Raw genomic sequence first — 19,249 nt, 5'->3', positions numbered from 1 at the left:
CTTGTTTTAAGTAAAATATTCAATTTTTGCAGACGGAAAGTACTGTTCGATATATGATTCTAATGTCTGCCTAAGTTCTTGTTCTTCATCTTTTTGATAGATATATTTTCCAATTCCATATCTACCCCACTTATATCTTCTCTTTTCTTCATCTAGTTCTAGTTTTGTTTTTGGATAGTTTTTTTGGATGACACGCTTCGCCGGTTTTGTAAAACGGTGCTGAATCATTTCAAAGGTGATATCTTGTCTCACTTCTTCAGGGAGAGCTGCATCGAGTTTTTCAAATAGGACTTTATATCCCTCTTGCCACCCTTCATGAATGTAAATAGGGGCAATAATAAAGCCCAGTGGATAGCCTGCTTTTGCTACCTTTACAGCCGCTTCAATCCGCTGATCGAGTGGTGATGTTCCAGGTTCGAAATATTTAATGACATAATCGGCATTGATACTAAAGCGGAATCTTGTTCGCCCATTGTGTTTTGCATCTAACAAATGGTCTACATGATGAAATTTCGTAACAAAGCGTAGTTTGCCAAGATCGGTTTGACCAAAGTATTCAATCGCTCGTTTGAGTGTGTGAGTCAAATGGTCAATTCCTACGATATCGGATGTACATGAAGCTTCAAACCGCGTGATATCAGGTGCACGCTCGTTCATGTACTGTTCAGCCTGATCTAAGATCTCTTCTACATTGACATATGTGCGAATGTACGGCTTACTCCCCATCGTCGTTTGCAGGTAGCAATAATGGCAATGCCCCATGCATCCTGTTGCAAACGGAATGGCATACTCTGCAGATGGTTTAGATGTATCAAATTTCAAGGTTTTTCTCACGCCGATAACGAGCGTCGATTTTGCATTACGGTACTTTTGTAAATCATTTTTCCCCGGAATATTTCTCACTTGGTTGTGTGAGGTTGTTTCTCTAATTTCAATTCCCATACCTTCAAATTTTTCTTTCAGCTCTTGTCCTAATGGGTACTCTAGCGCCCGAGGTTCAATATACACAAGCTGGGGAACGAACGGTTTGATCATATTTAGCACATCCTTACCTTATAGGTTCATACCGTTACTTTAACCTCTCAGGATGGCTTCTATCCTTTCTAAAATCTCCCTTATTCAAACAGATCTTGATAAAGGGCTTCTGCTTCTTCGTATGTTGGAAATACGGCATCATCAGGGGCTAATGGGTGATATGTTTCAAGTAGAAATAGCGCAAGCTCTTGTTCATTGTAAGGGTGTGAAACGATTTCCGCTTCTTTAATTTGTGCAACATTGGCTGCATGTGGATTTCGATAAATGACATATACTTGATCACCTGGCTTATAGTTAGAGAAAGACAAACTGGTCACCTCCATTTTTTATGTTAGGATGCCCTTCTCTGCAAGCGATATGACTGATTATGATAAAATTCGACAAAAAAACCAGACAGTTTGACCTGTCTGGTTTACATCACCTAGTTATGTTGAAACGTTTTTTTCACGAAATCAACCACTTCTTCAGTTGTACTCAGTGATAAGATATGCTCTTTAAATGATGCAGCTTCTTCCTTAGAAAGCTTGCTTAACTGCGTTCTTGCTGGAAGAATCGATGTTGCGCTCATTGAAAATTCATCTAATCCTAGTCCAAGTAGGAGCGGGATTGCGATTTCATCTCCTGCCATCTCACCGCACATGCCAACCCATTTACCTTCTTTATGCGCTGCTTCAATCACAAGCGTTATGAGGCGTAAAATAGCTGGATTGTATGGCTGGTAAAGATAAGACACTCGTTCGTTCATTCGATCAGCAGCCATTGTGTATTGAATCAAATCATTTGTTCCAATACTGAAGAAATCTACTTCTTTTGCAAATTGATCTGCGATAACAGCTGTTGATGGAATTTCTACCATCATTCCGATTTCAATGGAATCAGATACTTCTGTACCAGCAGCAACCAATGCTTCTTTTTCTTCAAGTAAAATAGCTTTTGCTTCTCTAAATTCTGATAACGTCGCGATCATAGGGAACATGATTTTCAAGTTTCCATATGTACTTGCACGAAGTAACGCGCGTAGCTGTGTTCTGAAAATCTCCTGCTCTTCAAGGCAAAGGCGGATCGCTCTATAGCCAAGGAACGGGTTCATTTCTTTTGGAAGCTGCAAGTAAGGAAGTTCTTTATCGCCACCAATATCTAGTGTGCGGACAACCACTGCTTTGCCTTCCATCTTCTCTAAAACGGTTTTATACGCATCGAACTGCTCTTCTTCTGTTGGGAGCTGATCTCTGCCCATGTATAAAAATTCTGTACGGTACAATCCAACTGCTTCGCCGCCATTTTCAAGTACACCTTTCACATCTTCAGGTGTTCCAATATTCGCAGCTAACTCTACGTGAACGCCGTCTTTTGTGACGGTTGGCTGGTCAACAAGTTTCGCCCATTCCGCTTTTTGAGCTAAGTAGTCTTCATGCTTTTTTTGATACGCTTTCACTTCATCTTCAGAAGGCTGAATGATGATGTCTCCACTAATACCATCAACAATGATCAGATCATTGTTTTTCACCGTTTTTGTTGCTTCTTTTGTCCCAACAACTGCTGGAATTTCCATTGATCTTGCCATAATCGCTGAGTGAGAAGTACGACCACCGATATCTGTCGCAAAACCTTTGACGAATTGTCTGTTCAGCTGAGCTGTATCAGAAGGTGTTAAATCTTCAGCAATGATAATGACTTCTTCAGAAATCATACTTGGGTTTGGAATGTCAACGCCTAGCAAATGACCAGTGACACGTTTTGTAACGTCGCGAATATCCGCTGCACGTTCTTTCATGTATTCATTGTCCATTGCTTCAAACATTGTAACAAACATTGTTGCTGTTTCTTTTAAAGCAAATTCAGCATTTACTTTATCCGATGTGATTTTATCCTTCACTGGGTTGAGCAGCTCTGGATCACTTAACACAAGAAGGTGTGCAGAAAAAATATCCGCTTTATCTTGGCCAAGTTCTTTTAGCGCATGCTCTTTAATTGCTTCAAGTTCTTGCTTTGAAACATGAATTGCTTCTTCAAAGCGTTTCACTTCTGTCTCTGGATCATTGATGTCTTTTTGGTGAACTGTTAAATCTGGTTCTTCTAGACGATATGCTTTTGCAATCGCAACGCCTGCTGAAGCACCGATTCCTTTCAGTTGTTGCATTACTCGCCTAGGCCTTCACTTTTCATTGTGTCTTTTAGCGCAGCAAGTGCATCATTTTCATCAGAACCAGAAGCAGAGATTGTGATTGTAGCACCTTTCGCAATTCCTAGAGACATTACACCCATAATAGATTTCAGGTTCACTGTTTTACCATTATATTCTAAGTTGATATCAGCATCATATTTACTAGCAGTTTGTACAAGAACTGTTGCAGGACGTGCGTGAATTCCAGAATCTGCAGTTACTTTGAATGTTTGTTGAGCCATTTTTATCAATCTCCTTTTTATACATTTCATACATCCACAATATTATATCATACTGCCGAGCTTGTCATCTAACAAGAACGGCAGTTATGAAAATTATTTTGAAATTTTCATGATGTTTTCTTGGCCAGCTTTGATTTCACCGGATTCTTGAAGGTCAATAAATTGTCCTTCACTTAAGTTTGTAAATACAATTGGTGTCATTAAAGATGGTACTTCTGACTTAATTTTATCAATATCAACCTCTAAAAGTTTTTGACCGATTTCTACTTGATCTCCCTCTTGTACAAATGCTTCAAATCCTTCTCCTTTGAGGCTGACTGTATCAATCCCGAAGTGAATCAAGATTTCAAGTCCACCATCAGACTGGAGGCCGATGGCGTGTTTTGTTGGGAACACATTTAAGATTTTTCCTCTTACTGGTGAAACCACTGTTCCCTCTTTTGGCAAGATAGCAAAACCGTCACCCATCATTTTCCCTGAGAATACTTGATCTGGCACATCTGTAATTGGATGCAGCTCCCCTGTAATTGGTGAAGCAAACGTTTCTTCCCCTTGTTCGTTTTGAAGCGGTTTTGCAATGACTTCTTCAACCTGCTGGCTAACTTCTTCTTTTGCAGAAGGGTCTTTCGCTGGTCGAGGTGTGCGCCCTGCAATAATGTCCTGCATTTGTGTTTTTAAATTATCAGAGCGTGGTCCAAAGATGGCCTGGATGTTATTCCCTACTTCAAGGACACCTGAAGCGCCAAGCTTTTTCAAGCGGTCTTTATCCACTTTTTTCTGATCATTTACAGTGACACGTAAACGCGTAATACAAGCATCTAGGTGTTTAATGTTTTCTTGGTCACCCATTGCTTCAAGAATTTCATAAGGTAAGTCATCGCCTTTTCCAGATTGAGCGTTGCTTGCACCGTCAGCTGCTTCATCTTCGCGTCCTGGCGTTTTCAGATTAAACTTGCGAATCGCAAATCTGAATCCGAAGTAGTAAATGACAGCTAGTACGAGACCGACTGGAATGACAAGCCACCAAGCGGTTCTATTCGGCAGGATACCAAAAAGGAAGAAGTCGATTAACCCTCCTGAGAAGGTCATCCCGATTTTCACGTTTAGAATATCCATTATCATAAAGGATAATCCAGCAAATACACAGTGAATCGCAAATAATATCGGTGCAACAAACAAGAATGAGAATTCAAGCGGTTCAGTGATCCCTGTTAGGAAAGAAGTAAGGGCCGCTGATCCCATAATTCCTGCTACAAGCTTTTTATTCTTAGGTTTGGCTTCATGGTAAATCGCAAGTGCTGCTGCTGGAAGTCCAAACATCATGAACGGATATTTCCCTGTCATGAATGTACCGGCTGTCAGCTGAACACCATCTTTGATTTGCGCCATGAAAATACGCTGGTCACCACGGATAATATCTCCTGATAAGCTCTTATAGCTAAAAAATTCATACCAGAATGGTGCGTAGAATATGTGGTGCAGACCAAACGGAATTAATGAGCGTTCAATGACACCGAATACAAAGGCAGCTAGCGGCTCATTCGCTGCAAGCAGTCCTGTTGAAAATGAGTTCAATGCACCTTGGATTGGCGGCCAAATGACGAGCATCAAAAGCCCTAAAATAAGTGCTGAAATCGACGTAACGATTGGAACAAAACGCTTACCAGCAAAGAAGCCAAGATATTGCGGGAGCTCAATTTTGTAAAATTTATTAAACATATAAGCGGCTAATACCCCGACAATAATCCCGCCAAACACGCCGGTAGACAAGGTCGGTATGCCGAGCATATTCACATACGCTGGATGACTTTCCTTAAAGAACTTAGCCAATTTGATTGAATCGGATGGAATGGAACCGTTGGCCATTAATACGGCACTCATCGTTACGTTCATGACAAGGTAACCGATGATCGCGGCAATCCCTGCCACACCGTCTCCATTGGCAAGACCGATGGCAACCCCTACAGCAAATAGGAGTGGAAGATTCGAGAAGACAATATTCCCCGCATTCTCCATAACACTAGCAACAAGCTGAATTGTATCATTGCTTAAAAATTGAGCGACATCAATCAGCTGCGGATTTTGCATCGCATTTCCGAGTGCTAGTAAAATACCAGCAGCAGGAAGGATCGCAACTGGAAGCATAAGTGCTCGTCCAATTTTTTGCAACACACCAAAAAGTGATTTAAACACTGGTTGAACCTCCTTTTGTTTTCGCTTACAACATACATTTCAATCACATATTGACGTACATTTCATAATTAACCGTTTACATTTCACTTTCAGAACACAAAAAAGGCATGGTGATATAAGGTTGCGCAAATAACAGGATCTTATCCTGTATTTACCTTAAGTCACTCATGCCTGATCGAATCAGTTACACGTTTCAAGGAAACTATGAAATTTTATTCGTCAATCTGTACAGGTGAAGTGTCAAATAGACAGCTTCGGCATCTTGTACAGGCTTTTTCAATGCATGTTGCAAAATTTTGATCATTTTCCAAGCAGTATTGTAGCATAAAGGATATTCATTTTTCAATAGATGAAGCAACTTTTCTGGCTCCTCTAATGATTCTTCCCGTTTAATACGCTCAATCGAAAACGTAATATGGCGCAGTAAGCGTAAATAATGAATACTTTCTCTATCTACTTTCATATGAAATGCATCTTCTATGACTTGGACCATTTGTGTCATGAGCTGCGAATGACGGTTGACCTCGGATAAAGGCCGGTTCGTTAAAGCAGAGTGAATGTGGAGCGCAATAAACCCAATTTCTCCTTCGGGCAGCTTCGTTTCAACATCTGGCCGCGCATTTATCAGTTCCACGACTTCCTTTGCGACCTCGTATTCTTTCGGGTATAAGGATTTCGTTTCAAGCATAAAAGGATTGGTGATATCATAGCCTTGCTTAACTCGCTTAAAGCTAAAGGCAATATGATCTGTCAGTGCAATATGAATATGCTCATTTAAGCGATGCCCCATTTTTTCTCGTATATGATAAATGACGTCATTGGCAAGCTCAATCATGTCCTCATTAATGTGGTGCAGCAATTGTTTGTATTCTGTTTGCTCTTTTGTGTTCTTTAACACAAACATTTTCTCAAATGCCGCTTGATCGAGAACGTCACCCGATTTTTTCCCAAAGCCGATCCCTTTATCAATCAGGACCACTTCGCCTAAAGAAGGGTGTTTTGCGATGATGACATTATTATTTAACGCTTTATCAACGGTGAAGGATTCCATGAACATCCCCACCTCCTTCTTATTCAATCCTTCTTATCGTACAAAACAGATGAAACGTGCGTCAACGATTGTTTTTTAAAATAGTCGTTGTGCGCTCAACGAGTCGATATGACAGCACCCTTTTTTCTGGTGCCTCTCCTTGTAACGCTCGATTGAACAAATCAAATGCTTCCTGCCCCATTTGTTTGAGAGGAATGTCTATACTAGAAATCCCCAATGCTTCACTCAATTGATCGTTTTGAAAGCCAAGTATGGCTGGTGATTCTCCAACGTTTATGTGGTGACGCTGTGCTTCTAGTAAAAAACCTGCTGATACATCATCGTTTGTAATCAGTAAGGCTGTCGGACGATTTTTCATCTCTTTCCATTCTGTAAATAATTGCTTGCCATCAAAAATGGTCAGTTTTCCTTCAATGATCCATTCATCATCAATGTCCTGCCCAAGCGACCGCATCATTTCTTGATAAGTCTGAATGCGAACTTGGCTATTCTCCCCTTCTGTTCTAGCAAGAACGATTGCGATTCGCTCATGACCGCATGCCGCTAAGTGTTCAAGCCCTTCCTTAAAAGCCTGATCATGCGCAATCGATACCGATGAACATGTATCATGCGGAGTAGGATGACAAAAAATAATAGGACCAGATTCCTGCCACTTTAAAATGTCTCGATCACTTAACGCATTTGAGCAAAAGATTAAACCATCCACACGCTGCTCTTTTAAGCTCATTAATGCTTCTTTTTCCTTTAATGGGTCATATCCTGTTTGAAACAAGGCAAAATGCATTCCACGCTCCTGTGCTTTCTCTGCAATCCCTGTGACAATTCCGCTGAAATAGGAGTGATCAATTGTCGGAAGCACAATTCCAAGCATATTGGAATAGCCCTTTGCTAAATGCACTGCCTGAATATTACGTGTATATTTGAGCTCTTTCATCGCACTAAGTACGCGCTCTCGCTTTTCTTCTTTGACATAAGGATGATCATTCATCACTCGTGATACAGTGGTAACAGATACACCCGCTCTTTTCGCAATATCCCTTATGTTAGGCATTTTTTCTCCTACTTTCTCTTGATATGGTAAGCGTTTCATACTTTAAGATGTATGTGAGCTGAACAAATCACTGGGTGGAAAGGGGAATTCAAGATGGGTATTATCATATGGATCATATTATGTTTGACTATTTTGTTTTCTGCTCGATTCGCACTACATCCTTTAGGAAAAGAACATAAAATCAAGCCGTTTCAATCAATTGATGATTTCTTTGTTGATAAGGATCGCAAAGAGTGACAAAAAAATCACGATGACGCTCCCAATACTTGGACGTTCATCGTGATTTTTTTCATTACTTGATGATCGTCAACTCTTTTGGATAATTGGTTAACGTGACTGGGCCATCTTTTGTAATGAGAACATCGTCTTCAATTCTAACCCCGCCGACTCCAGGTACATAAATACCCGGCTCGATCGTATAGACCATCCCTTCTTTTAGAAGGTCATCATTTGCTTGACTCATAGAAGGGAACTCATGAACAGAAACCCCGAGTCCATGCCCTAGACGATGCGGAAAGTATTCGCCATACCCTGCTTCTGCGATCAGCCCTCTTGCTTTTAAGTCAAGGTCACCAATTCTCACACCCGGCTTGCTCATATCAAGTGCTGCCAATTCGGCTTTCAAGACGGTGTTGTAAATATCCTTTTGTTGTTCAGACGCTTCTTGATAGATGAAGGTTCTTGTAATATCTGAACAATAGCCATCCACAATCACGCCAAGGTCAAATAAAACAAAATCACCTTTTTTCAAGGCTGCCTGTCCCGGATTTCCATGAGGTTCTCCTGATTTTTCTCCAAATAGTACCATGGTTGAAAAGGACATGCCCTGAATGCCTTTTTTCTTCAGTTCATATTCGATGACAGCAAGAACTTCGGTTTCCGTCACCCCTTCTTTTAGGGCATGAACCCCAATTTTAACGCCTTCGTCTGCCAATTGAGCAGCTTTTTTCAATGTTTCAATTTCAGCTTCGTCTTTAATTAGTCTTAGCTGATTGAGCACATCTTCTGCCCGGACGAATGTTTCTGCCCCAGTGACAGCTTGAAGCTGCTCTGCTCTTTGCAAAGGAATGGATTCTTTTTCAATCGCTAGGCGAGTCGCTTTTACTCCTCGTTTTTCTAGTGCCTTTTGTATGAAATCAAAGGGGTTTTCATGGTCTTCATATCCAATGAGATCTCCAGCCCATCCCGCATTTTTTGCTTGCTCAACTTCCATCTTAGGCAAAATGAAAAATGGATCTGCTTCCTGAAAAACAAACAGCCCCATCACTCTTTCATGCGGCTCTGTGAAGTATCCAGATAGATAGAATACATTCTCCTTTGTATGTATAAATGCACCTTGAATGTCTTTTTTCTTAAGCCAAGAAGACAAGTTTTTCATTCGATTCATCGTGATCCTCCTCACACGTTTGACTACTGATCTATTGTATCAGTTTTCACTATATTTCGCACAAAAGCGCACTGACCTAAAGCCAGTGCGCTTTTGTGATTTGCTTAAGAAGCACGAAGCAAACGAAGTCCGTTTAAAATAACCAAAATCGTACTGCCTTCATGCCCAATGACACCAAAAGGTAAATCAAGAACTTGTAAGAAATTCGCACAGATTAACAAACAAATAACAGTTAATGAAAAGATGATGTTTTGTTTAATGATTCGGTTCATCTTTCTTGAAAGACGGATCATCTTTGTCAGATTGTTTAAGTTATTTTTCATTAAAATGAGGTCTGCTGTTTCTAAAGCAACATCTGTACCTCCGCCCATTGCGACGCCAACATCTGCTGTGGCGAGTGCAGGTGCATCATTGATTCCATCTCCGACCATAATGATCGAATCACCTTGTTTTTTCAGTTGATTGACTTCATGTACCTTTTCATCTGGAAGACATTCAGCGACAACGGTTTGGATGCCTGCTTCCTCTGCAATCGCTTCAGCTGTTTTTTGCTGATCCCCTGTGAGCATGACGGTTTGGATGCCTAAATCATTCAGCTCCTGAATCATTTTTTTGGCTTCAGGTCTGATTTGATCTTTCAAACCGAGACAGCCGACAACTTCTTGATTTTTTTGAACATAGACAACTGTATATCCTTTGGATGAAAGAACATCACCATTCTCTTCAATGTCACGATCCATTGAAGCTTTTCCGGCAAAATCTTTCTTCCCAATCCGCCATGTGTCCTCATTTAATTGTGCTTCCACACCAAAACCTGATGTTTCTTCAATGGTTACGTGGTCTGCCCGCTCTGTATGATGCTCTTTTGCCATGTCAGAAATGGCTTTAGCTAATGGATGGTTTGACTGACTTTCAATTTGATAGAGCGCTTGATAAAAGGTCGATTCATCTTGCCCTTTTGCCAAAACCACTTTTTCAACAGCTGGTTTTCCACTTGTAATCGTACCCGTTTTATCAAATGCAATCATCGTACTTGTGCCCAGTTTTTCTAAAAAGACACTTCCTTTTACAAGCATACCGTTTCTTGCACCGTTTGAGATGAGTGAAAGAGCTGCTGGCATAATTGAGGCAACAAGTGCACAAGGCGAGGCAACCACCATAAACACCATCGCGCGGTAAAACGTTTCACTCATGCTCCAGCCAAGTACAAAATGAGGCAGGAACATTAAAATCGCTACAGTGATGAGCACACCTTTTACATATGCACCTTCAAATTTTTCAATAAACGCTTGGCTTGGCGATACACTTTCTTGTGCAGATTCCACCAGCTTAATGATTTTATGAAAAAGTGTTTCTTCATTATGTTTTGTTACTTCTACTGTTAACGAACCATTTAAATTCACTGTTCCTGCAAACACATCTTCCCCTTGCCCTTTTTCCTGAGGCACCGATTCACCCGTTAAGGCAGATTCGTCTACACTTGTTCTTCCGCTCATGATCACACCATCTGCTGCAATTCGTTCGCCCGCTTTGATTAAAATACGGTCGCCTGGCGTAAGTGAAGAAGCAGCGATTTGGATGGTGGTGCCATCTTCTTCAATTAAAGTGGCTTCATCTGGAGCGATACTCATTAAGGCCGTTAAGTCTTTTTTACTTTTATTTGACGTATACGTTTCTAGCGCACCGCTCAAAGAAAAAATAAAAATTAAAATGGCGCCCTCTGCCCAGTAGCCAATGATCGCTGAGCCTATCGCAGCAAATATCATTAAAAGTTCTACATTTAATGTCTTGGATGAAATGGTTTCTTCAATTCCTTCCTTTGCCTTTGCAAAACCACCAATAACAAAAGCAAGAATGAAAAGTGGAATACTCCACATCGTTTCGTCCTTTAGAAACCATCCAATCAAGATGAGAATCCCCGAAATGCCTGCTGCGATTAATTCTCCGTGCTGTGCCCATTTATGAAAGAGCGAGTTTGATCCCTTTTGATCTGTCGTTTGATAAAGTGCTGTATTCTCATTCATGATTACTTTCTCCTCTCTAATTGATAATGATTTTCACATTATCAATCGTTGCCCGTTCCGTTTATCATCTATATTTTCTGCTATTTCAAGCTTTTTATAGGTCTGTAACTCATTATAACAGGTTCTGACCAATTTTCAATTAATAATTATTATAATTTCTTCTTGATAATAATTATCATTATTAGCATCCGACATTTCTTCCTCTTTCTGAGCACATTTTATTCATCTGAAAGGTAATTGAACACAAAAAAGAACCAATGGATCGACCATTGGTTCTTTACAGAAAGCTTGTGTTCTACGAATTTGTCCACTCTTTGATTTGTTTTTTCGTCAGCGGACCTACATGGTTTTTGACCACTTCACCCTTTTCATTGATGAAAAAGGTCGTCGGGATCGTCATGATTTGGTATTTTTTCATCATTTCGCCGTGCTCATCGAGAACGATCGGAAATGTGAACTTTCTGTCTTTCACAAATTGGGAAACTGCATGCTTGCTTTGCTCAGCACCAAGTAAATTCACAGTCAGTATGTCTACATCACTTTGATTTTCTTTTACGATCTGTTCAAAAGCTGGTAGCTCCATTTTGCAGGACGGACACCACGTTGTCCAAAAATGCAGAATGGTCCGCTTCCCTTTCACCGGGATCACCTGCGTTTCACCTGTTAATGTAGGAGCTTCTATCCTCGGCGCCATGACAGGCTCTTTTGCTTCAGCCTCTATGTTCATCAGAAATAAAAGAAGGGTCATCATGAGAAGACTGGCGGTTAGATATTTACGATTCATCAGCATCTTCCTTCCTGATTTTCCTATAGCTTGCCCGCTAGCTGCACATGACATTCAAGCTTTTTTCAATGTAAGAAACATGGAGACGCCGAGTTCCTTGCAAATCGTCGCGTAATGCAAAGCAGTTAATAACAGCATCCCCGTGTTCATTCCTAAGATAACGCCCATCATATTTAAGGATTCGATGGATCCTAGAAAATACACCATAGAGAACGACACCACGTGCACCCATATATTATGTAGGAACACATCTTTAATAAGCCCCATACCAATTAAGCACGCTTGAAACGGCATCACGAACAAGTGGCATAAGAAGTATGGCCATAGCAGCTGCAAGTAGACGGCTGCTTGAGGTGAGTCAAAAAAGAGCTGCGTGAGCGGATAAGCGAAATAATACATGATCATCACAGCTGGCACCCCATAGCCAAACGTAATGAGAATCGCTTGTCTGACACGTTTTTTCACGAGATCATACTGCCCCAAGGCATAGGCTTCTGATACATTCGGAATCATCACAATCATAATGGAATGAGCAATAAACGCCGGAAAAAAACCGATCGACATCGCTACGCCAGCAAGCATTCCGTAATGATCAACAGCAAGCGTACCAGAAATGCCCGCTGCAACGAGGGCTCCTTTGATTAAAAACGGTTCAATCGCATTGGCAATGGCATGAAAGATACGCATACCTGTTGTCGGGATGGAGACTGCTAACAAACGTTTTCTGACGTCAATTCCTCTTAACTCAACCGATCTGACATTCACAGCATTTTTTGCCATGACGTATTGGGAATATAAATAGATAAAGACGACGAGATCACTTGCAACAATCACACCAATCGCGATAAGCACTGCTGTTTCAATATCAAACGAATACCAATGAAAAAACAAAAACAAACAGATAAGCTGGATCGTTTTTTTCAGCATATTGGCTAGAGCAATTCTGCCCATTTGTTGCTTGCCCATAAAATAGCCACGTGCAATGGAAGTAAATGCGATGATTGGAATGAGTGACAGAACCAAGCCCTTCATCAGCGGATGATACGATTGAAATACAGGAATGAAAGGCAGTACAATGGCTGCTATTGCCGTTGTTGTGCATGTCACCACAAGCGTCATTTTAAATGCATGGCGAAGCATACTTTTATGAAGCCGCTCATGCGATTCTGCAATGAATTTTGAAATGGAGACTGGCAGCTCTAAGCTGGCGATCACAAGCACAAGCATGATGATGGGAAGGATGCTCATATATAAACCCATTCCATGTTCTCCAAGCTCTCTCGCTAAAATCATATTGACTAAAAACTCGATACACTCAGCAATGAAAGCTGCGACAGATAGCAGAATGACCCCTTTTACAAATCGATTCATGTAGCCTCCCCTTGTCTAAAAGCAAATTCTTTTCACATTCTATGAGACAAGTCCTGAAAATATTTTAATAATTGAAGACAAAAAAACAGCGACTGATTGATCGCTGTTTTTCTTTACACTGCAAACACATGACGACCAATGCGTTCTACAATTTTACGAGAACGAATCCAGTTATCTGTCGCCGTTTTTGGATTATAAAAATAAATCGCCTTTGTTGTTCTGTCATCTTCTTTGACAACCTGCTTCACAGCTTTTACGGAATCCTGGTCTGCCTTATCATTGATACTTCCATTTGATACGGGCTGGAAGGCATTTCGCTGATAAATCACGCCTCTGACACTGTCAGGAAAAGAGCGGTGTTCTACGCGGTTTAAGACGACGCTTGCTACCGCTTTTTTCCCGGCGTAAGATTCACCTTTTGCTTCGGCATGTACCAACCGAGAAAGCAAGTCCATTTCTTCATTAGAATAGTGTGATTGATTTCTTGAGCTTGCTGGCTTTGCCGTTTCCTTTTGCTTCGGCTTCGGCTTCGGTTTTGATGCCTTTTCCTCTGTTGACGTGCTTAGCATTTTCACTTTAGGCTGATGTTTCTCCTCTGAAAACGCTGGGATCACGGTATGCTTTTCATCTTGATCTATATATGAAAGCTGATGCTTTACAGGTGCTTGTCCAAGTTTCTGACTTAATGTGCCTTCTTGCTCTTGTATATTGTCCATCTTGATCGCTGAGATGAGCATAAGGATGGCAAAAAGAGCTGTATGAATTTTGATCATTCGCCTCATTCCTCCTTTAATCAATGTAGGCCGTAAGATACTTGTCCACTCTAACAAGAGCTTCTTCTATTTTCACGCACAAAGATTTGCATGCCTGTCCAAATTCCGTCATTAAATGGCATGTCCTAGTTGAAATACGCATGAACTGGTAATGTAAGCGTTTAATATAGTCTCTTTTTAGCCTATAATCATCCTTATGCTCCTGATTATGGGTTATTACATTTTCTTTTCATATGTATCAAGCTGGTTTGAAGTGTGACAAAAGAACCAAAATAAAAAGCTTTTTCTCATGAATGAGAAAAAGCTTTAGCTTCTTGCTTCTTTAAGATATTCAAAAATAACATCTCCACCATGCTTGGCGATTCCGCGAAAATGTTTAAAATCATCTTGATTGACCAATACAGAACGAAATGTTAAAAAATCATCCTTTTGAATGGTCACTTGTTTTTCAGTTCCATTCCGTAATGATTCTAGTATTGTGTTGATGTGTTCTTCAGTCAAAAAAACCGCTCCTTTTCAGCCTTGATCAAATATTAAATATACCATTCGTTTTCAAAGCGTACAACGAAAACGAAAGAAAAACGTCTTTATCCTTTACATTGGTATGAAAATATTGCAAAATACTTTTTAATAGGGAATGAAATCTGTTTTTAAAGGAGAGGGATCGGTTGAAGATTGCAAAAATTGGGAATGTGATCGAATTTAGAAATGGTTTAACAGGTGTAGTTGAAAAAGTGAATGAAAACTCTGTTATTGTGGATGTCACCATTATGGACAACTATAGAGATTTAGAACTGGATTCACTAACAGTCGTTAATCATAAAAACTATAAAATCATCAAAGACTCCGTACATTAATTTGCAATCCTCAATTCAGACTACCGTTACATAAAGATATACACAGCAAAGCTGACTCGTGTGACAGCTCTGTTCTCTTTTGACAATCACATATGAAAAAGGCTGACAACCATATAAAGTGGCGTCAGTCTTTTTGCGCGTGAAAGGTTTGCATTTCCGCTTTTGTTTTGTACATGTCAACTTCTTCAGGTGTTATCACGCCTTTATCAATTAAAAGGGCGATCACTCCAAGTAATGTGGAGGCACTCCATTTATATCGTTCTTTGTTTTGATGTTCAAGCATCTGAAGCTCTTCCCTCAATTCCATCAGCAGCTTCTCTGTTTTGTCTTCTTTGTTTGCCAACACAAACGCCTCCATTTCCATTCGCTCGTTTCAATTTTATCTTAAAGTAAATATATCAAGAATAAAAGCATGATACACCTTTACAAACATACGTTCTGTCGTGTATACTATACATACGAGCTGGTAGCCCCCAGCCGTCCTAGCAAGTTCTATTCCTATTGGTATGAGAAGAGTGACATGACTCTTCTCTTTTTTTATGCGCCATCATGATCTATTCCATAAAAAAAGACATGTCATCCGCATGTCTTTTCTTATTTATTAGCGATTATCAATCGTTTCTGGATACATATCGTGATTCATCATACGATACGATGCCATCTCTTCATACTTTGTTCCAGGTTTTCCGTAGTTCGTATACGGATCAATTGAAATACCGCCTCTTGGTGTAAATTTGCCCCATACTTCGATATATCTTGGGTCCATTAATTCAATGAGGTCGTTCATGATAATATTCATACAATCCTCATGGAAGTCACCGTGGTTACGGAAGCTAAACAAATATAATTTTAATGATTTACTTTCGACCATGATTTCATTTGGGATGTAGCTGATATAAACGGTCGCAAAATCGGGCTGCCCTGTTTGCGGGCAAAGTGATGTGAATTCTGGGCAGTTGAACTTCACAAAATAATCTCTATTCGTATGTTTATTCGGGAACGTTTCAAGCACTTGTGGTGCATAGTCAAACAAGTAATTGGTCCCCTGATTTCCTAGTAAAGTGACACCTTCTAATTCTTCTGGTTTTCTTGTCGTCATTTTGTCTCTTCCTTTCTATACGCCTCGTTTATTTCCCCACAATAGCGTGTGCAGTTGTGGTAAGACTCTCACACGATTCAAATCAGGATCTTGCGCTACTTGATCTACAAGCGTTTCGTATTTTTTTAATAAGTGCGTTAATAGGTACGCATCATCAGCTGTCGTCGTATCATCATTTCCAACTTGCAAATAAAAAGGAAGTTCTGGGTATTTCGCATGGACATCCTTTGCATAGGCTAGATCAAGATCATCAAAGATGACGACCTTCAGGCTTGCATGATGCAATCTGTTTCCATTTTTCAATTCATCTATGATACGCGTAAGTTTCGTAAAATCTGTTTTCATATTTGAACTTGGTGGTTTTGGAGAAATAGTTAAATCATCTATCTTCAAAAACCAATCTTGATACATCGTTCCCTGCGTTTCAAGCGCCGTATCAATTCCTTCTTCATGCAATAAATCAATAAGTGATTCCATTTGTTTCAAAAGCGCAGGATTCCCACCTGAAATGGTGACATGAGAAAATGCCTTTCCACCTATTCTCTTCAGCTCTTTTACAATGTCCTCTGCCTGAAGCCACTGAATATCATGCTTAGCTGATCCATCCCATGTAAAAGATGAATCACACCAGCTGCAAGAGTAGTCACAGCCAGCCGTTCTGACAAACATGGTTTTTTGGCCAATAACCATTCCTTCTCCTTGAATGGTTGGACCAAAGATTTCTAAGACAGGAATCGCTTTAGTCATTGAGCTCAACTCGTTTCGGACGGTAAATGCAGTAGCTTGTTGATGTCTCTCTGACAAAAACTTGAACACATACTGGATTGTTCGCTAAAATCGTTAAATATGCGGCCACTTTATCATACACAGTCTTTGCGACAACCTCAGTGGTTGGCATCGCATATGGATCATTCGATGAGAATTCTTCATGGTCATTGAGCAGTGTATGGTCGTACTGTCCATGAATGAGTTTTTTTAGCGTGCTAAAATTCACAAGGAAACCTGAATCATCTAGATGATCTCCTGCAATTGTAATGTTAATTGTATACGTATGACCATGTACGCGGCTACAAGCGCCAGCATCTTCTCTCGGGATAAAATGGGCTGCCGATACATGCATATCTTTATTTAATTCAAACGAAAATGGATGATTCGTCTGTGGATAGATTTGAGAAAGCATTTAGTTCGCCTCCTTCATGTCCATATAAGTGTCATAGCCATTTTTCCGAAGCTTACATGCAGGACATTCCCCGCAGCCATCAGAAATGATGCCATTATAGCAAGTGAGCGTTTCATTTTTCACAAAATCTAGCGCATTCAGTTCATCAGCCAGCTTCCACGTTTCAGCTTTATTCAGCCACATGAGCGGCGTATGGATGACAAATGGTTTTTCCATTGCCAAATTCACCGTGACGTTACAAGATTTCACAAACTCATCTCGGCAATCTGGGTAGCCGCTAAAGTCTGTCTCGCACACACCCGTGATAATATGACGTGCTCCAATTTGATACGCAAGAATGGATGCAAAGGATAAGAAAACTAAGTTTCTCCCCGGAACAAATGTGGAAGGCAGTTCTCCTTCTTTTTCTTCAATATCAATGTCATCTCTTGTTAAGGCATTGGGTGCAAGCTGATTTAAAAGAGACATATCTAATAGATGATTTTTCACACCTAGCTTGTCAGCAATTCTTTTGGCGACATCAATTTCTTCTTGATGACGCTGATTATAATGAAAGGTTACCGTTTCAACCTCTTTAAATTGTTGAAGTGCCCATAGTAAACATGTCGTACTGTCCTGTCCCCCGCTAAAGACAACGACCGCTTTTTCATTTTTCATTTTTCCTTTTCCTCCTTTTGCAGACCCGTACCACCGCACAAAGCTGCATCTGAAAGGTTCATGAAAACCCCTATTTTCTCAAAAGAAAAGACACCTTTACATGTGTATGAGGTGTCCCAGCCATAAAAAATAAAAAATGCCACATCCAAGGATACGGCAAGTCCTTAGTTTTTTATAGAGGGTTTTGCTAGAACCTCTCCCGTTTTCACGGATTTTTGTTCAATTTTCACAGAGGATAGTGTACCACATAATTGGTGTACAAGCTATCCCTTCTTTACTTATCACCTGATGCAGGCACTTTTTTCAGAAAAAGGAAGAGGATAAAAAAGATACTGACATAGCCAAAAACAGGGTAAACCGTTGAAATGAGTGTGCCGTATCCAATTTTACTGATCACATAACAGCAAAGAAGAATAAAGGATATCGTATACGTACTGTTCAATCGGATATACGCCCTCACTTGCCTTTCGAGACCGTATAAATTCCCTATAACAGATGTAAAAACTTCACCGAAGATCACGAATAAATAGATGAGATGAATGGAGTTTGCGACTTGATACACCACTTGGGCCATCGGGATATCATAAGACTCCAGCATATCTAATGAAGAAAGGGATAAAAAGCAGGCGAGCAGAATGAGTGTCAGCATCAGTCCCCCAAGCACCGCTCCTTTTTTGATAACGGCTTCGGATGTCATTTCGTTTGCGACCGGCACTAATACGGCTTGAGACAGCGCTAAATTAAATGCACCATATGAAATCGCAGACAACATCCATTCGCCCTCTCCCATTTGCAGCCCCAGAACGTGGCTTTCACCGCTACTAAACACAAATGAGTCTAGAAACACAATCAGCGAAAAGAAAATCAGCATTGGAACGACAAGTACATTGACACCAAATAACCCTTTTGAACCCTTAAAAAGGACAATGACACTTAAAATAATCGTTAAAAAAATACCATATTCTTTTGAGATGCCAAGTTGTTCTTCAAAAATAGCGCCTGCTCCAGAAATCATCACTGACGTAACACCTAGTAGTATAAAAAACATGACGATGTTAATATATCGACTCGCAGCAGCTCCAAATAAAAACCGATTCATATCTTGATAAGATTCCGCTTCAATTCGTTTGGAAATCAGCATCATTTTTGCGCCAAGGCCGGTAAAAATAACACCGCTAATCAAAATCCCGATCAATCCAATCCAGCCAAAACGAACAAAAAATTCTACGATTTCTTTCCCTGTCGCAAACCCAGCTCCAACCACTGTTCCTACATATACAAAGGCAAGCTGAAAAGCGGATTCATTTGAACGTTTCATATGACCCCTCCGCACCCATCACTTTCGATTGTCTCTTTTTTATCCTATGAGACAAGTTCCTTG

General features: G+C 40.4%; 21 protein-coding genes and 1 riboswitch. Of the genes, 2 read left to right on the top strand and 19 right to left on the bottom strand.

Annotated features, from left to right (window positions below; translation table 11 throughout):
• Positions 1-6 precede the first annotated feature (6 nt).
• From splB to V7L95_RS13495, 7 genes are all read right to left on the bottom strand, one after another.
• Positions 7-1,035, bottom strand: a complete 1,029-nt coding sequence (gene splB, locus V7L95_RS13525; protein WP_007498710.1) for a spore photoproduct lyase — start codon at positions 1,033-1,035, stop codon at positions 7-9.
• Between the two features lie 80 nt (positions 1,036-1,115).
• A complete protein-coding gene (locus V7L95_RS13520) occupies positions 1,116-1,358 on the bottom strand; it encodes a transcriptional regulator SplA domain-containing protein (RefSeq protein ID WP_034646394.1) in 243 nt (80 codons plus the stop codon).
• Positions 1,359-1,456: 98 nt separating this feature from the next.
• Entirely contained in the window at positions 1,457-3,175 is a 1,719-nt protein-coding gene (gene ptsP / locus V7L95_RS13515; RefSeq protein WP_284565027.1) for a phosphoenolpyruvate--protein phosphotransferase, read from the bottom strand.
• Positions 3,175-3,441 carry a phosphocarrier protein HPr gene (locus V7L95_RS13510; protein ID WP_003211078.1) on the bottom strand — a complete coding sequence of 89 codons (267 nt, stop codon included), beginning with the start codon at positions 3,439-3,441 and terminating at the stop codon, positions 3,175-3,177. The genes ptsP and V7L95_RS13510 overlap by 1 nt, the downstream gene beginning before the upstream one ends.
• 93 nt (positions 3,442-3,534) lie before the next feature.
• Positions 3,535-5,634 carry a glucose-specific PTS transporter subunit IIBC gene (gene ptsG, locus V7L95_RS13505; protein ID WP_046527708.1) on the bottom strand — a complete coding sequence of 700 codons (2,100 nt, stop codon included), beginning with the start codon at positions 5,632-5,634 and terminating at the stop codon, positions 3,535-3,537.
• Positions 5,635-5,836: 202 nt separating this feature from the next.
• A complete protein-coding gene (locus V7L95_RS13500) occupies positions 5,837-6,691 on the bottom strand; it encodes a transcription antiterminator (RefSeq protein WP_017359435.1) in 855 nt (284 codons plus the stop codon).
• Positions 6,692-6,746: 55 nt separating this feature from the next.
• Entirely contained in the window at positions 6,747-7,736 is a 990-nt protein-coding gene (locus V7L95_RS13495; RefSeq protein WP_017359436.1) for a LacI family DNA-binding transcriptional regulator, read from the bottom strand.
• Positions 7,737-7,829: 93 nt separating this feature from the next.
• Between V7L95_RS13495 and V7L95_RS13490 the strand changes: the two genes are divergently transcribed.
• Positions 7,830-7,973 (top strand): hypothetical protein, encoded by a 144-nt coding sequence (locus V7L95_RS13490; RefSeq protein WP_008348070.1) that lies wholly within the window; start codon positions 7,830-7,832, stop codon positions 7,971-7,973.
• Positions 7,974-8,028: 55 nt separating this feature from the next.
• On the opposite strand, the gene V7L95_RS13485 is transcribed toward V7L95_RS13490, so the two are convergent.
• From V7L95_RS13485 to V7L95_RS13460, 6 genes are all read right to left on the bottom strand, one after another.
• On the bottom strand, positions 8,029-9,123 hold the full coding sequence (locus tag V7L95_RS13485; RefSeq protein WP_017359437.1) for a Xaa-Pro peptidase family protein: 1,095 nt from the start codon (positions 9,121-9,123) through the stop codon (positions 8,029-8,031).
• A 104-nt stretch (positions 9,124-9,227) separates the two neighbouring features.
• Positions 9,228-11,147 (bottom strand): heavy metal translocating P-type ATPase, encoded by a 1,920-nt coding sequence (locus V7L95_RS13480; protein WP_017359438.1) that lies wholly within the window; start codon positions 11,145-11,147, stop codon positions 9,228-9,230.
• Positions 11,148-11,442: 295 nt separating this feature from the next.
• The gene (gene stoA / locus V7L95_RS13475; RefSeq protein WP_017359439.1) at positions 11,443-11,931 is read right to left on the bottom strand and encodes an endospore biogenesis thiol-disulfide oxidoreductase StoA; all 489 of its coding nucleotides are present in this window, start codon (positions 11,929-11,931) and stop codon (positions 11,443-11,445) included.
• Between the two features lie 54 nt (positions 11,932-11,985).
• A complete protein-coding gene (locus tag V7L95_RS13470) occupies positions 11,986-13,302 on the bottom strand; it encodes a polysaccharide biosynthesis protein (RefSeq protein ID WP_017359440.1) in 1,317 nt (438 codons plus the stop codon).
• 113 nt (positions 13,303-13,415) lie between these two features.
• Entirely contained in the window at positions 13,416-14,075 is a 660-nt protein-coding gene (locus V7L95_RS13465; protein ID WP_340966825.1) for a cell wall hydrolase, read from the bottom strand.
• Between the two features lie 306 nt (positions 14,076-14,381).
• Positions 14,382-14,576, bottom strand: coding sequence for a hypothetical protein (locus V7L95_RS13460; RefSeq protein ID WP_008348081.1), 195 nt, complete (start codon positions 14,574-14,576; stop codon positions 14,382-14,384).
• Between the two features lie 167 nt (positions 14,577-14,743).
• Between V7L95_RS13460 and V7L95_RS13455 the strand changes: the two genes are divergently transcribed.
• Positions 14,744-14,932, top strand: a complete 189-nt coding sequence (locus V7L95_RS13455; protein WP_003211747.1) for a DUF2187 family protein — start codon at positions 14,744-14,746, stop codon at positions 14,930-14,932.
• A 124-nt stretch (positions 14,933-15,056) separates the two neighbouring features.
• Here V7L95_RS13455 and V7L95_RS13450 read toward each other — a convergent pair whose 3' ends face one another.
• The 6 genes from V7L95_RS13450 to V7L95_RS13425 all read right to left on the bottom strand — a co-directional run bounded on the left by V7L95_RS13450 (position 15,057) and on the right by V7L95_RS13425 (position 19,186).
• A complete protein-coding gene (locus tag V7L95_RS13450) occupies positions 15,057-15,275 on the bottom strand; it encodes a hypothetical protein (RefSeq protein WP_017367128.1) in 219 nt (72 codons plus the stop codon).
• A 258-nt stretch (positions 15,276-15,533) separates the two neighbouring features.
• A complete protein-coding gene (gene queF, locus V7L95_RS13445; RefSeq protein ID WP_003211403.1) occupies positions 15,534-16,031 on the bottom strand; it encodes a preQ(1) synthase in 498 nt (165 codons plus the stop codon).
• Between the two features lie 15 nt (positions 16,032-16,046).
• A complete protein-coding gene (queE, locus tag V7L95_RS13440) occupies positions 16,047-16,778 on the bottom strand; it encodes a 7-carboxy-7-deazaguanine synthase QueE (RefSeq protein WP_236810413.1) in 732 nt (243 codons plus the stop codon).
• Positions 16,771-17,211 (bottom strand): 6-carboxytetrahydropterin synthase QueD, encoded by a 441-nt coding sequence (gene queD, locus V7L95_RS13435; protein ID WP_340966822.1) that lies wholly within the window; start codon positions 17,209-17,211, stop codon positions 16,771-16,773. The genes queE and queD overlap by 8 nt, the downstream gene beginning before the upstream one ends.
• Entirely contained in the window at positions 17,212-17,868 is a 657-nt protein-coding gene (gene queC, locus V7L95_RS13430; RefSeq protein WP_008348090.1) for a 7-cyano-7-deazaguanine synthase QueC, read from the bottom strand.
• 158 nt (positions 17,869-18,026) lie between these two features.
• Positions 18,027-18,071: riboswitch (PreQ1 riboswitch) on the bottom strand.
• A 71-nt stretch (positions 18,072-18,142) separates the two neighbouring features.
• Positions 18,143-19,186 carry a hypothetical protein gene (locus V7L95_RS13425; RefSeq protein ID WP_265785922.1) on the bottom strand — a complete coding sequence of 348 codons (1,044 nt, stop codon included), beginning with the start codon at positions 19,184-19,186 and terminating at the stop codon, positions 18,143-18,145.
• Between the last annotated feature and the right edge of the window lie 63 nt (positions 19,187-19,249).

Origin of the sequence: Bacillus sp. PPSBB_11, from assembly GCF_038023285.1 — a bacterium.
Taxonomy (GTDB): domain Bacteria; phylum Bacillota; class Bacilli; order Bacillales; family Bacillaceae; genus Bacillus; species Bacillus altitudinis.
This window is presented reverse-complemented; position numbering and strand designations above follow the sequence as displayed.

Bases quoted from the DNA above. Each gene is read 5' to 3' on its own strand.
- splB (WP_007498710.1), bottom strand. From the start codon at position 1,035: ATGATCAAACCGTTCGTTCCCCAGCTTGTGTATATTGAACCTCGGGCG.
- V7L95_RS13520 (WP_034646394.1), bottom strand. From the start codon at position 1,358: ATGGAGGTGACCAGTTTGTCTTTCTCTAACTATAAGCCAGGTGATCAA.
- ptsP (WP_284565027.1), bottom strand. From the start codon at position 3,175: ATGCAACAACTGAAAGGAATCGGTGCTTCAGCAGGCGTTGCGATTGCA.
- V7L95_RS13510 (WP_003211078.1), bottom strand. From the start codon at position 3,441: ATGGCTCAACAAACATTCAAAGTAACTGCAGATTCTGGAATTCACGCA.
- V7L95_RS13500 (WP_017359435.1), bottom strand. From the start codon at position 6,691: ATGTTCATGGAATCCTTCACCGTTGATAAAGCGTTAAATAATAATGTC.
- V7L95_RS13495 (WP_017359436.1), bottom strand. From the start codon at position 7,736: ATGCCTAACATAAGGGATATTGCGAAAAGAGCGGGTGTATCTGTTACC.
- V7L95_RS13490 (WP_008348070.1), top strand. From the start codon at position 7,830: ATGGGTATTATCATATGGATCATATTATGTTTGACTATTTTGTTTTCT.
- V7L95_RS13485 (WP_017359437.1), bottom strand. From the start codon at position 9,123: ATGAATCGAATGAAAAACTTGTCTTCTTGGCTTAAGAAAAAAGACATT.
- V7L95_RS13480 (WP_017359438.1), bottom strand. From the start codon at position 11,147: ATGAATGAGAATACAGCACTTTATCAAACGACAGATCAAAAGGGATCA.
- stoA (WP_017359439.1), bottom strand. From the start codon at position 11,931: ATGAATCGTAAATATCTAACCGCCAGTCTTCTCATGATGACCCTTCTT.
- V7L95_RS13470 (WP_017359440.1), bottom strand. From the start codon at position 13,302: ATGAATCGATTTGTAAAAGGGGTCATTCTGCTATCTGTCGCAGCTTTC.
- V7L95_RS13465 (WP_340966825.1), bottom strand. From the start codon at position 14,075: ATGATCAAAATTCATACAGCTCTTTTTGCCATCCTTATGCTCATCTCA.
- queF (WP_003211403.1), bottom strand. From the start codon at position 16,031: ATGACGACAAGAAAACCAGAAGAATTAGAAGGTGTCACTTTACTAGGA.
- queE (WP_236810413.1), bottom strand. From the start codon at position 16,778: ATGACTAAAGCGATTCCTGTCTTAGAAATCTTTGGTCCAACCATTCAA.
- queD (WP_340966822.1), bottom strand. From the start codon at position 17,211: ATGCTTTCTCAAATCTATCCACAGACGAATCATCCATTTTCGTTTGAA.
- queC (WP_008348090.1), bottom strand. From the start codon at position 17,868: ATGAAAAATGAAAAAGCGGTCGTTGTCTTTAGCGGGGGACAGGACAGT.
- V7L95_RS13425 (WP_265785922.1), bottom strand. From the start codon at position 19,186: ATGAAACGTTCAAATGAATCCGCTTTTCAGCTTGCCTTTGTATATGTA.